The following is a 13,385-nucleotide window of genomic DNA, read 5'->3' as shown; positions in this document are numbered from 1 at the left end:
GCTTCTCAATAGTAGCGCCAAAATAAAATAATTGATGTATGACACTCATTTACACTCTGTTTTCTCTCCAAACTATTTATACCGGATACCTTTATGACTTCCATTGCTCCAGATTTACGCCTTGTCGATTTTGCTAGTGCCACGCCAAATACCTTACAAAGCCAAGTCGTTAACGCTATCGATGCTGCCAATACTTTTTTAGATGAGATGACAGCAAAGAGCGATAATAATGCTTTTGAGCTCAACGCTAAGCAAGCCTTAGTCGATATCATGAGCTTTGACCATATTAATTTGGCATTGGATCGCAGCTGGGGTATTTTATCGCACCTCAATAGCGTGATGAGTAACGATGAGATCCGCCATGTCCATCATGAACTACTACCTAAACTGTCTGCTTACGGCACACGAGTAGGACAGCATCAGCCGCTATTTAAGCGATATCAGACAATTATTAATGATAAAGCATTTTTTACAGCGCTTGAGCCAGCACGTACGCGTGCCATCGAACTTGCATTACGAAGCTTTGAGCTATCAGGCGTGGCGTTACCTAAAGCAGAGCAAGACAAGTTTGCGGCTATCCAAAGCAAGCTATCTACTTTATCAGCGACATTTTCTGATCATGTATTAGATGCCACCCAAGCCTATGCGCTTCCGCTTAATGACGAGCAATTAGCGGGCTTAACCGACAGTGGTTTGGCGCTATTGGCAGATGCCGGTGAACAGTATAAAGCCCGTGAGTTTGCCAGCGGTGCGCTCACACAAGCTGAGATTGATGCTCTGCCAACCCCTCATTATGTGGCAAGCTTAAATATTCCTGTATACCTTGCGGTTATGACTCATGCTGACGATCGCCGTCTACGTGAGACGCTATATCGCGCTTATGTTACTCGTGCTTCTGAATTTGACGAGCATACCAATGCCAAAGGCGAGTCATTAAACAATGCCAATCTCATGAGTGATATCCTGAAATTACGTGAGCAAAAAGCCAAGTTATTAGGCTTTAATCATTACGCTGAAGTATCGCTATCAACTAAAATGGCAGATAGTGTGGCTGAAGTTGAAACTTTCTTACGTGATTTGGCTGTGCAAGCGGCTCCAACCGCTAAAAACGACTTAGCGCAGTTGCAAAAGTATGCGCAGGATTATGGTATTAAAGATTTGCAGCCATGGGACAGTGCCTATATCGCTGAAAAAGTAAAACAAAACGAGTTTAGTTTATCGCAAGAAGAGATTCGCCCTTACTTTCCATTGCCAAAAGTGATTAGTGGTCTATTTGCTATCGTAGAGCGTTTGTACGGTATCAAAGCACTAGAACAAAGCCGTGATGATACAGGCAATCAATCTGTATCACGCTGGCATGATGACGTACGTTTTTATCAATTATTTGATGCTGAAGATAACTTGCTTGGCGGCTTTTACTTTGATTTATTTGCCCGTAGCGGTAAACGCGGCGGCGCATGGATGAGTGGTTTTCAGTCGCGTTATACTTATGACGCGCAAGACCATCAGCAGCTACCTGTGTGCTTTATGGTGGGTAATTTCACGCCAGCACTCGATGGCAAGCCAAGCTTATTGACGCATGATGAAGTGCTGACCTTGTTTCATGAATTCGGTCATGGTCTCCATCACCTATTGACCCAAGTGACCGTCGGCGACGTTGCTGGTGTCAATGGCGTGGAGTGGGATGCGGTTGAGCTGCCCAGCCAATTTATGGAAAACTGGGCGTGGGATGCGGAAGGTATCGCCCTTATCAGTAGCCATGTCGAAACAGGCGAACCCTTGCCCACAGACAAACTCGATGCACTGCTGGCAGTAAAAAACTTCCAAAGCGGATTACAAACGTTACGCCAAATCGAGTTCGCCTTATTTGATTTATTAATTCATGCGCATACGCCAGCACTTGATTACGAAGGTGTATTAGCAACTTTAAATACCGTGCGTAGCGACATTGCTATTATGCAAACGCCTGACTATAACCGCTTTGCCAATGGCTTTAGCCATATCTTCGCCGGTGGTTATGCAGCAGGCTATTATTCCTATAAATGGGCGGAGCTATTATCTGCAGACGCTTTTAGTAAGTTTGAAGAAGACGGTATTTTTAATCCAGTAACCGGTAAAGCGTTCCGTGAGACTATTTTGTCCGTTGGCGGTAGCTTCCCAGCCAAGACCAATTTTGAGAACTTCCGTGGTCGTAGCGCCAGTATTGATGCTTTATTACGTCACAGCGGTTTTAGCAATGGCAAAAACATTGATGCTGCAAATGCCCAAACGACACACGAGGTCATCTAAATGCGTTATCAGTCGTCACGACCAAAGCGGCAATTCTTAGCAGGGGTACGCTGCCCCAAATGTCAGACAATGGATGCGGTAGTGCAAGTAAATATCTCCGAGCCAACGCCTGATGAATATATCGAATGTACTCAGTGTGGTCATACCGAGCATCGCCCTGACCCTGATGCTATCAGTGCCAAAAACCATGCTGAGGATCAGCTAACTCGTGATGCGATGGCAACTGGCACTAGTGGTACAGTAAAGTTTAAGTTATGAGCGTTTAACATCACTATTTAGAGCATCATGTTTGCGTCACTTATTAATAGTATTTTCAGCCTATCTAGCAATAGATAGGCTTTTTATTTTGAGTTTGCTATAGTATGGCTACTTATATTTTTTACATGAATTGACTGTGGTATGAAAAACAAAAAAATGCGTCCTATATCTGCTAAAGTATCAAAAAACAAATCTGCCAATCCTGCTAAGCTACGCCAAAAATGGTGGTTTGCTATTATATTGATAGCGTTATTGATTGGTTATTTGGTTTGGAAAAACTCTCTACCGGCAGCTAACACGACCGCTGTAGAAAGCTTGCCGGCGACTACTGAACAAACTGAGGCTGTACCGTCTACTGCTACATCATTAGACAATGTGGTAAAAGAGGGTACTTTAGATGACAGCCAAGCTATCGCTGCTGTTACAGATACTGAAGCACCTGACCCCGAGACTATCTTAAATGCGCCTCTACCAGAAACGGATAGCTTAGCTAAAGAAGAGATTGATCGCTTAGAGGACGAACGTAAACGCTTGGCTGAACAGGAAAAGATAGCCACTGAACAGATTACTATGACTAAGCAACTGACAGAGATGAAAGCTGAGCAAATCGAATTGCTCGAACAGCAAATCGCTCAGTTAGAGGCAGATACAAACGCTAAAACCAGCGCTAAATAACATAAATTTTTATCAAGGGGATGATGATGGCAACGTTGCAACTCACTCATGCCCCTGTTTTAAATAGCAGTGCGCAGCTATTAATTCTGCCAGTCAATACCGCAGGTGTGCTTTTAGACCCTATCCTTACGCGAACCAAGCGTCTATATCCAGATAATTACCAACGCTACTATCGTGCTTGCCGTGATGGTAGCTTAGAAGTCGGTAGCTGTTTACTTCATAAGCGCTCCCGTGAGCAAGCGGGGCTGGCTGTTAGTAGCAATGGTAACCAACCCAGTTATATTGCCAACCTCGTCATCTCAGACCATCCTTATCATCCGACAAGATTGCGCTGGTTAACGGCAGCTTTGGTTGATTTACAGCAGCAGCTTATACCGCTGATACGCTATCAAGGTATTCGTAGAGTTGCGCTGCTATCACGTCCACTTATTTTTAATCATCCGCGACAAGATACGAGCGATGAATCTAGCCTAGAAAATCTAGTTCCTCTAGATTGGTATGCCGATTGCTTACCGCTACTGACGCAGAAGTTACAAGATTTACCTAAGCTTCGCATCGATATTCATCTTCCTAAAGATATCACTCTTTAATTACCTTCCTATCTTGTACGCTCTTTTTTAAAGCCATAAAAAAACCGCCTTGAGCACTAATGTTAAGTGACTCAAAGCGGTTTTTTATTTCTTATTACATCAAATATCGAGCCTTAGCTTTGCTCAATACCTTTCATAGTCAATTTAATGCGACCACGGTTATCAACGTCTTGTACCAATACTTTAACGATTTGACCTTCTTTTAGATAGTCAGATACATTCTCTACGCGCTCATCTGCGATTTGTGAGATATGCACTAGACCATCAGTGTTTGGTAAGACGTTAATGAAGGCACCAAAGTCAACGATACGAGCAACCGTACCTTCATAGGTTTTGCCCACTTCAACCTCAGCAGTTAAGGCTTCGATTTTACCGATAGCCGCTTTGGTTGCTGCTTTATTTTCGCCAAAGATACGAATCGTACCAGCATCATCGATATCAATAACCGCACCAGTTTCTTCCGTTAGCTGACGGATAGTTGCACCGCCTTTACCGATAACATCACGGATTTTGTCAGGATTGATTTCGATAACGGCATAGTTAGGCGCATGCGCATTAATTTCAGTACGGCTCTCAGGCAATACTTTATTCATCGCGTCTAAGATATGGATACGACCAGCATGGGCTTGTTTTAACGCTTGCTCCATGATATCTGGCGTAATACCTTCGATTTTGATATCCATCTGAAGGGCGGTGATACCATCTTTAGAACCAGCAACTTTAAAGTCCATATCGCCAAGATGATCTTCATCACCTAAGATGTCAGACAATACGGCAAAGCGCTCGCCTTCTTTGACCAGACCCATTGCGATACCAGCAACGGGTGCTTTGATTGGTACGCCAGCGTCCATCAATGCCAAGCTTGCGCCGCAAACTGAAGCCATAGACGATGAACCGTTTGATTCAGTGATTTCCGATACCACACGGATGACATACGGAAAGCGTTCGCTATCAGGAAGCATCGCTTGTACACCACGGCGCGCTAGGCGACCATGGCCAATTTCGCGACGTTTAGGAATACCTTCACGACCAGTCTCGCCTACTGAGAAATGTGGGAAGTTATAATGCAACATGAAATGGTCACGAATCGTACCCGCTAGCGAGTCAATCATATTGACGTCACGGCTGTTACCTAGAGTAGTCGTTACCAAAGCCTGAGTTTCACCGCGGGTAAATAGCGCTGAACCATGAGTAAATGGTAATACACCTACTTGCACATCAATGGCACGAACTGTTTCAAGATCACGACCATCAATACGTGGCTTACCAGACAAGATATTGTCACGAACCGTACGATATTTTAGATCGTTATAAATTTCTTTAAGCTCAGATACTGTATCGCTATAAGTTTCTGATTCTGCATCACCAGCAAGCGCAGCAAGAGCAGCTTGTTTAACTTCATCAAGCTTGGTATAACGCTCTTGCTTATCAGTAATGGTATAGGCATCAGAAACCTGCGCACCGAACTGCTCTTTCATGCCGTTCGATAATGCTTCGTCACGCTTAGGAGAAGTGAACTGCTGCTTAGCGGTACCTACTTCTGCTGCTAGTGAGGCAATGTTATCAATAACGATTTGCTGCTGCTGATGACCGTACAATACTGCGCCTAACATTTGATCTTCTGACAACTCTTTGGCTTCTGACTCAACCATCAATACTGCCGATTTAGTACCAGCAACGATCAAGTCAAGATCACTCTCTTTAAGTTCTTCAAGAGTCGGGTTTAAAACATATTCACCATTAATAAAGCCAACGCGTGCACCGGCAACAGGTCCATTAAATGGAGCGTCAGAGATAGCTAGCGCAGCTGATGCACCAATCAATGCCGCGATATCTGCCGACTGACTTTTATCTGATGATACAACCGTCGCCGTGATTTGAATTTCGTTCAAATAGCCTTCAGGAAAAAGTGGACGAATCGGACGGTCAATCAAGCGCGAGGTTAAGGTTTCAGACTCACTCGCACGGCCTTCACGTTTGCCATAAGCACCTGGAATTTTACCCGCTGCATACATTTTTTCTTGATAGTTAACTGTCAAAGGGAAGAAGTTTTGACCTTCTTTCGCTTCCGACTTAACAACGGCTGCTACTAGTACAGTTACGCCGCCCATATGAACTAAAATAGAGTTGGCTTGGCGAGCGATACGACCTGTTTCGATCACAACCTGTTGGTTGCCGTATTGGAATTCACGCTTAATGGTATTAAACATTGTCATATAATTTTCCTAATATTGACTGACGAAAGTAATATCAGCGTTATAAAAGCTGATACCTGTCATTAAAAATTCTTTGTATTTCTTTGTACATAGCCCCTAATTAACCATTAGTCGATTAAAAAATCGCGTCAATTAGGGCTAATATCCTTACCTATTTATCTTATGTATTTGCCTGTCTATGCATTTACCTATCATGAGCACAATACTTTTACGTGTGTTCATTTTTTCGAATTCGGTTTTATATAAGTACTATCAAAAGTGACACCAAAAACGCTACCAAGTCGAAACCATGCATGCATGATACTGGTTACTTTCTTTAATAAAACATTAATGCTTAGCATAGATACTTTATAAGTAGCTATTTGATAGATAGTTAGCCATATAACGATCAGCTGTATAACTAATAGCGCGATAAAACTTACAAGGCATTATTTTACAGTGATTTATGACCATTGACCAATTAAATGCAAAGCTGCCTATTTATTGATAGTAAATATTTATCAATAACAATTCTTTATTAATAATGACTACTGAGGTTTAGCGCAAGCCATCATAATTTAACTCTGCATCTTTAGCACTTACGCTGCAATAATCATATGATATGAGCTTGGAGCCTGTAAGCTAACTTAACCACAATAATAAGCATAAAAAAACGGCGTGAAACTATTCCACACCGTTTTAGAAAAAATCTATTTTATCGATATCAACAAGCAAGTTCCAAATGGTTTGACCAAAAATTCGAAATATTGCCTTATTAAAGCATATTTTGTTTTAGCGACCACTTGTACTACTGTCGTCAAATTAACGACGTAGACCTAACTGGCTAATAAGGGTGGTATAGCGACCAAGATCTTTACCTTTTAGGTAATCAAGCAGTTTACGGCGGGTATTAACCATACGGATAAGACCGCGGCGGCTGTGGTGATCAGCTTTGTGCGCTTTAAAATGGTTTTGCAAATCGTTGATACGAGCGCTTAACAAGGCTACTTGAACTTCTGGTGAGCCTGTGTCATTTTCGCCACGTTGGTATTGAGCAATGATTTGTTCGCGATCGGCATTAGTTAGCATAAATCTCTCCGGCAATGCTAAACATTCTACAATGCATCAATAAATTTTAATGAGTGTAAAATGATAGAATAAATAAAATAGTCTGTATGACATTCGGGACAACCCTGCATTACTAGAGTTGACCTAGTGGTCGACAAACACGTTGTTTAACTTGAAAGCGATTATAACAAAAAACTGCTGAACTAACAGCAGTTTTCCGTATTAGTTTCAACAGTTTTAAGAAATAAACTTAGCTTGATAATTTGTTTACAAAAGCCTTATTTATGTTTATTTTTCTTAACGTCATCTTCAGTCGCGTTGCCACCAAGTGCATCATCATCTAACGGTACTGTGGTTGCTTCCGCTAAACTATCAGGAATTACGTCTTGGCTAGGATTGATATCGTCAGCTAGTTTTTGTATCTTTTGTTCTTGCTTATCCATATCTTTCTGTGATTTATCCATAATAGCTCTCCTAGTATATTAATATTAGAATTCAAAATTAAATAATCTTAATAAATTTAAATGTGAAGTATATTATTAGGAATGCTAACTGTTTGAGCAGTTAGCATTTTTAGTTTACTAAAAAAAATTTTAGAACACACATCGAACCTAGATCAAGTTCTATTTATCCTTTTTATCTTTTTTAGCTTCTTCTGCGTTATTAGCGATACGATCTGCTGCTGCGTCAGACTCTTTTGTATAATTACTTTCAGTTTGGTTTTTTAATGAGGCTTCAGCTGCGTCAGAACGTTGTTGTTCGAGCTTAGTATCATTTGGATTAGAATTTGACATATTATTTTCCTTTTTATGATTGTAATTGGCTATGAAAATCAATAATGATAATTGAAATTATGATAGAGCTTTATCGATAGCTTCGACGAAATTTTTAATATCGTCTGGGTTGCGTGAGGTAATCAAATTACCATCAATTTGCACCGTTTTGTCTACAAATTTTGCCCCAGCATTTTCTAAATCAATCTGTAATGTCTGATAAGCTGTCAGTGTTTTTCCTTTTGCAATGCCTGTATTAATAAGCGCCCAAGGGGCGTGGCAGATTACAGCTAATGGCTTTCCGGCATCGTTAATAGCATTAATGATGCCATGCGCTTCTTTATTGCCGCGTATGGTATCCGCATTTACCGTACCACCTGGCAACACTAAAGCATCGTAATCAGCAACTTTTGCGTCTTTAGCAAATATATCGGCGCTGAAAGTATCGCCTTTGTTGACATCTTGCTTCATGCCTTGAACTTCTTTATTTTTATCAGTAGTAATAAGAAGCGTCTTGTAGCCTTTATCTTTTAGCTGATTATTAACTTCTTCATATTCTGCTTGTTCAAAATTATTGTGTAATAAAAAAGCAATAGTTTTCATAATATTCCCTATACTCTATCTATTGAATAAATTTCTTATTAAAAAATTTTCTTATGTTTATAAACTTACTTTATATTAGTTAATATATTTTTATTTTTATTTAATCTTCCTACCTAAATTATATTAAATCCATTTTTTATTATTAGCGCTATTTTTATATTTTGCTTTCTTATTATCTCCTTTCTGTCTCACGCTTTCCCTAGCTGACTAAACTAAGATACAAAAAAAGCAGGTTTCACTATAGGTGAAACCTGCAATAAAATGTGACGATATGTGATTAGTGTGAATTCTTAGTAAGTTTTACAGACTTTCAGTTATAAAAATAGGGTAAATCCAGTAGACAATATTATAACTGAATCAATTTTTTAGGTTGCAATCGACCATTGAGACTCACAGCGCCGAGACCAATAAATTGTCCCTGCTCATTTATGAGACAGATATCTACCGCTATCTCATGCAATAATGGTGCTTCTGTATCATTTTTACTATCATCAATATTTTGTTTATTGTCATCAATACATGGCTGTTGATCGATAGTCATTTTAATATAGCTTTGCAAATCATCAGTCAGCTGCTCAAATACATTTAAGCGTTGACCCATTTGTACACGTTCACACTGTTCTGCTGACAACGTAAGCTCAGCATCAATATTGACACAAGCATCCACTGGCAATAAATGTGTCTGACGACTCGCTAATGTTAGCGCTTCTAAATCCGCCAAAGCAATTGCTTCGTCTATTTTGAAATCACCAACTTGTAGACGGCGCAATGCAGTCAAATGTCCTAGCGTGTGCAGCGTTTTAGCGATATCTTCTGCTAATACACGTACATAGGTGCCCTTGGAACAAGTCACCGTCAACTGAATCTGCTTATCATCGATAGCTTTTAGGTCGATTGCTTTGAGTACAATATCTCTTGGCGCGCGCTCAATCTCTATACCCGCACGTGCATATTCATATAGCTTTTTACCGTCTTTTTTTAAAGCAGAGTACATCGGCGGAATTTGCTGCTGAGCCCCTAAAAATTGCTGAGCAACTTTTTTTAATAGTACCTCATCAAACGTTGGTATTACAGCCTGTGCAACAATTTTACCATCGGCATCACCAGTATCAGTTTGGCTACCAAGTAAAATAGTCGCTTGATAAGATTTATCAGCATCAAGTTGGTAATGACTAAATTTAGTCGCTTCACCCAAACAAATAGGCAGTAAACCGGTTGCCATTGGGTCAAGCGTGCCCGTATGACCAGCTTTTTTACTGTCATGATTTGGTGATTTAAATAAATATTTCACCTTTGATACCACTTGCTGTGAGGTCATACCCTGAGGCTTATCTACTAATATAACGCCCGACACTTTGGTTTTAGTGAGCGTTTTATTGGCATTCTTATCAGCTTGCGTAGAGGCTTTTGTAGAGACAATCGACATAATGGCTTTTTTACCCTTTTACTCTTGGTTTTCTTGCTCGTCAGACTCATTTAGCTCAGTTTTGGTGACGGCTTTACTAATTAAATCCATCATATAATTACCACGAGCAGTGACTTCATCATAATGAAAACGCAAACGCGGCGTCGTACGAGTTTTTAGACTATGACTTAGTTCAGTACGCAAAAAGCCTGCTGCCTTATTAAGGACTTTAATACTCTCTTCATGATTAGACTTGGTCATGGCATCATTGAGCTCTGGCTCCATAATAGTGACATAAATATCAGCATAACCTAGGTCTGGGCTGACTTTAACACTGGAGATGGTGACAAAACCAGTCAGACGCGGATCATTGACGGCGTCACGGATAAGGACAGCAAGCTCACGCTGAATCTGATCAGCTAAACGTTGTAAACGTTGGTTCATGGTATTACCTTGTTTTTAATATGGCTTATCTTTATTGATACTGAACCCAAAAAATACAATGAGCTGTGTGCAACTCGCTTAGCCTGTAAAGAGTAGTACCTACACTTATTTTACTAGCTACTCTAATTTTTGGGAACGGTATTCTTAATAGATTGAATGAATAATATTTGTTAAAAAAGGCCTAGCAGGGTGTACCTGTTAGGCCTAAGTACAGCTGGATATTAAGAGGATATCGGACATGCTTAGCTAGTTAGGCGTATTGCATCATCGAATACCATTCTATCGAACAGCAACTTTAGATAGTACGTGCGAACTCTTGGATCTCAAAGACTTCGATTTTATCGCCATCTTCTACATCATAGCCACGAACGGCTAGACCACATTCCATACCAGTACGTACTTCATTGACGTCTTCTTTGTAGCGACGTAATGATTGTAATTGACCAGTAAAGATAACTTGGTCATTACGTAATACACGGATAGGCTTGTTGCGATAAATGGTACCTTCAACCACCATACAACCGGCAGCTGCACCAAACTTACTAGAGCGGAATACTTCACGAACATCCGCGACACCCAAGATTTTCTCACGATGTTCAGGTGCCAACATACCGCTCATGGCCGCTTTCACATCATCAATCAAGCCATAGATAACACTATAATAGCGAATATCCATGTTAGCTGCATCTGCTTTACGGCGTGCGGTTGCATCTGCACGGACGTTGAAACCTAACAATACAGCTTCACTAGATTCTGCTAATGTCACATCAGACTCAGAGATAGGACCAACACCTGAGCTAATGACCCTGACTTTAACTTCATCCGTTGATAATTCGTTCAATGCTGCAAGTAACGCTTCAAGTGAACCACGAACATCTGTTTTTAGGACAATGTTTAAGAATGACACATTACCTTGTTCCATCTGATCGAACATACTCTCTAAACGCATCGCATTCTGGCGTTCCAGCTGACGCTCACGCTCACGGTTGGTTCTAAAGTCCGCAACTTCACGGGCTTTTTTCTCATCAGTGACGACTAAGAATTCGCTACCAGCAGCTGGTGTTTCAGGTAAACCTAAGATCTCTACAGGGATTGAAGGACCAGCTGATTTAATACGCTGACCGTGTTCATCAGTCATCGCACGGACTTTACCATAATGCTCACCGGCTAAGACTAGATCGCCTTGTTTTAACGTTCCTTTTTTAACTAGGACACTAACAACAGGACCGCGACCTTTCTCAAGTCTTGACTCGATAACCACACCTTGAGCTGCACCATCTAACGGCGCTTCTAGCTCCATAAGCTCAGCTTGTAGGCTGATGAGTTCTAAAAGCTCGTCAATACCGTCACCGGTTTTGGCTGAGATGCGGGCCATCGGGGTATCGCCGCCCCACTCTTCTGAAACCACTTCTTTAGCAGTTAATTCATTCAGTACGCGATCAGGATCAGCACTAGGCTTATCCATTTTGTTGATAGCAACAATGATAGGTGTACCAGCGGCGCGAGCATGATCAATCGCTTCTGCAGTTTGTGGCATCATACCGTCATCAGCAGCGACAACGATTACAACGATATCCGTTGCTTGAGCACCACGTGAACGCATTGCACTAAAGGCCGCGTGACCTGGGGTATCAAGGAACGTGATAACACCGCGATCTGTTTTCACATGGTAAGCACCGATATGCTGGGTAATACCGCCCGCTTCGCCAGTCGCGACCTTCGTTGCGCGAATTTTATCTAACAGTGATGTTTTACCATGGTCAACGTGACCCATGATAGTGACAACCGGTGGACGCGTTTGCACGTTACTGCTGCGCTCATCAACGGCATCTTGTAAGTCGTCTTCAACTTTAGTATCACTAACTGGTACTGGATTGTGACCCATCTCTTCTACGATTAGACTGGCTGTTGCTTGATCAATCGTATCGTTTTCGCGAGCAATCTCACCCATTTTCATGAGCAACTTGGTTACTTCACGGGCTTTCACTGCCATACGTTGAGCAAGATCAGAAACAGTGATTTGTTCGCTGATTTCTACATCATAAACGATTTTTTCGACAGGCTTTTCAAACTTATGCTGTGCCGACTGGCTTGAACGTAAACCGTTTTTACGGTTTTTAATTTCACGCTCGTCTTGATTCTTACGACGACCACGGCCACGGGCACTAGTACTACTTGCACCGCGCTTGATTTCACGACGCTCTTTTTCAAACGATTCTTCTAGCGCATCACCCACCAAACCTTCTGCCAATGGTTCGTCTTTACGAACTTCAGCAGCAGGCTGATCCGTATATTGACCGGCCATTTTACGCATTTGTTCAAGCGTACGTTTTTGTGCTTCTTCAGCTTGGGTACGACGTGTTTCTGTTTCAATCTCGCGTAAACGAGCTTCTTCTTTCTCACGCACTTCGCGAGCTTTACGCTCCGCTGCCGTTTCAACTTTTGGTTTGGTCGCAGCGACTTTCTTCTTAGGTTGTTCTTTCGGCTTGATCTCAACTGTGGTCTTACCGCCTTTTTTCACAACCACTGACGTTGAGATATCGTCGTTCTTATCATCAGACTTTTTGCTAGAGCCTAAACTTGCGCGCATCGCGGCTAGAGTAGCCGCCTGACGATCTTCAGATTTTTTCTTAGTAGCAGCACGGTCTTCAGCATCTTTAGCAGCACGCTCTTGCGACTCAATCATCGCTTGCTCGCGTGCAGCCAAATCTTCAGCCATCTTTTCTGGATCAGGCTTTTCGAATACTTTCTTTTTACGCACTTCAACATTGACGCTCTTAGATTTACCTGAAGAGCCAGTCACGCGCGCGGTACTAGTCGTCTTAGACTTAAGACTAATACGACGCTTGTCTTGCTGACCATGACTTTGCTTTAAATACGTCACCAACTTTTCCTGCTCAAGCTCGGTGACTAGGTCATCCTCTGCGCGAGCAGGCAGTCCAGCATCTACCAGTTGCTGTTTTACAGCACTTGCGGTTTTGCCTACCATATCTGCCAGTTCTTTGACGGTCTTATCTGCCATTTATTATCACCTACTGTCTATTATTTGCTATATGTTCAATTCAGTTGTTGGCTACAAATGATT

12 protein-coding genes are annotated in these 13,385 nt (G+C 41.7%); 4 read left to right on the top strand and 8 right to left on the bottom strand.

Going from position 1 to position 13,385, the window contains the following annotated elements; genetic code table 11:
* Positions 1–93 precede the first annotated feature (93 nt).
* The 4 genes from DABAL43B_RS00470 (at position 94) to DABAL43B_RS00455 (ending at position 3,812) form a co-directional block, all read left to right on the top strand.
* Entirely contained in the window at positions 94–2,289 is a 2,196-nt protein-coding gene (locus DABAL43B_RS00470) for a M3 family metallopeptidase (protein WP_079690577.1), read from the top strand.
* The gene (locus DABAL43B_RS00465; protein ID WP_079690576.1) at positions 2,290–2,547 is read left to right on the top strand and encodes a YheV family putative metal-binding protein; all 258 of its coding nucleotides are present in this window, start codon (positions 2,290–2,292) and stop codon (positions 2,545–2,547) included.
* Positions 2,548–2,688: 141 nt separating this feature from the next.
* On the top strand, positions 2,689–3,222 hold the full coding sequence (locus DABAL43B_RS00460; RefSeq protein ID WP_079690575.1) for a hypothetical protein: 534 nt from the start codon (positions 2,689–2,691) through the stop codon (positions 3,220–3,222).
* A gap of 26 nt (positions 3,223–3,248) precedes the next feature.
* Positions 3,249–3,812, top strand: a complete 564-nt coding sequence (locus DABAL43B_RS00455; RefSeq protein WP_079690574.1) for a hypothetical protein — start codon at positions 3,249–3,251, stop codon at positions 3,810–3,812.
* Between the two features lie 113 nt (positions 3,813–3,925).
* On the opposite strand, the gene pnp is transcribed toward DABAL43B_RS00455, so the two are convergent.
* The 8 genes from pnp to infB form a co-directional block, all read right to left on the bottom strand.
* Positions 3,926–6,028 (bottom strand): polyribonucleotide nucleotidyltransferase, encoded by a 2,103-nt coding sequence (gene pnp / locus DABAL43B_RS00450; RefSeq protein WP_079690573.1) that lies wholly within the window; start codon positions 6,026–6,028, stop codon positions 3,926–3,928.
* An 801-nt stretch (positions 6,029–6,829) separates the two neighbouring features.
* Entirely contained in the window at positions 6,830–7,096 is a 267-nt protein-coding gene (rpsO, locus tag DABAL43B_RS00445; RefSeq protein WP_079690572.1) for a 30S ribosomal protein S15, read from the bottom strand.
* 257 nt (positions 7,097–7,353) lie between these two features.
* Positions 7,354–7,539 carry a hypothetical protein gene (locus DABAL43B_RS00440; RefSeq protein WP_079690571.1) on the bottom strand — a complete coding sequence of 62 codons (186 nt, stop codon included), beginning with the start codon at positions 7,537–7,539 and terminating at the stop codon, positions 7,354–7,356.
* A 159-nt stretch (positions 7,540–7,698) separates the two neighbouring features.
* On the bottom strand, positions 7,699–7,869 hold the full coding sequence (locus tag DABAL43B_RS14200) for a hypothetical protein (RefSeq protein WP_171996306.1): 171 nt from the start codon (positions 7,867–7,869) through the stop codon (positions 7,699–7,701).
* A 57-nt stretch (positions 7,870–7,926) separates the two neighbouring features.
* Positions 7,927–8,451, bottom strand: coding sequence for a type 1 glutamine amidotransferase domain-containing protein (locus DABAL43B_RS00435; protein WP_079690570.1), 525 nt, complete (start codon positions 8,449–8,451; stop codon positions 7,927–7,929).
* A 346-nt stretch (positions 8,452–8,797) separates the two neighbouring features.
* Positions 8,798–9,877, bottom strand: coding sequence for a tRNA pseudouridine(55) synthase TruB (gene truB / locus DABAL43B_RS00430; protein ID WP_079690569.1), 1,080 nt, complete (start codon positions 9,875–9,877; stop codon positions 8,798–8,800).
* Between the two features lie 18 nt (positions 9,878–9,895).
* Complete coding sequence (locus DABAL43B_RS00425; protein WP_079690568.1) at positions 9,896–10,300, bottom strand: ribosome-binding factor A; 405 nt, start codon at positions 10,298–10,300, stop codon at positions 9,896–9,898.
* Between the two features lie 295 nt (positions 10,301–10,595).
* The gene (infB, locus tag DABAL43B_RS00420) at positions 10,596–13,322 is read right to left on the bottom strand and encodes a translation initiation factor IF-2 (protein ID WP_079690567.1); all 2,727 of its coding nucleotides are present in this window, start codon (positions 13,320–13,322) and stop codon (positions 10,596–10,598) included.
* Positions 13,323–13,385: the final 63 nt, after the last annotated feature.

Origin of the sequence: Psychrobacter sp. DAB_AL43B, from assembly GCF_900168255.1 — a bacterium.
In the GTDB taxonomy this organism is placed as follows: domain Bacteria; phylum Pseudomonadota; class Gammaproteobacteria; order Pseudomonadales; family Moraxellaceae; genus Psychrobacter.
This window is presented reverse-complemented; position numbering and strand designations above follow the sequence as displayed.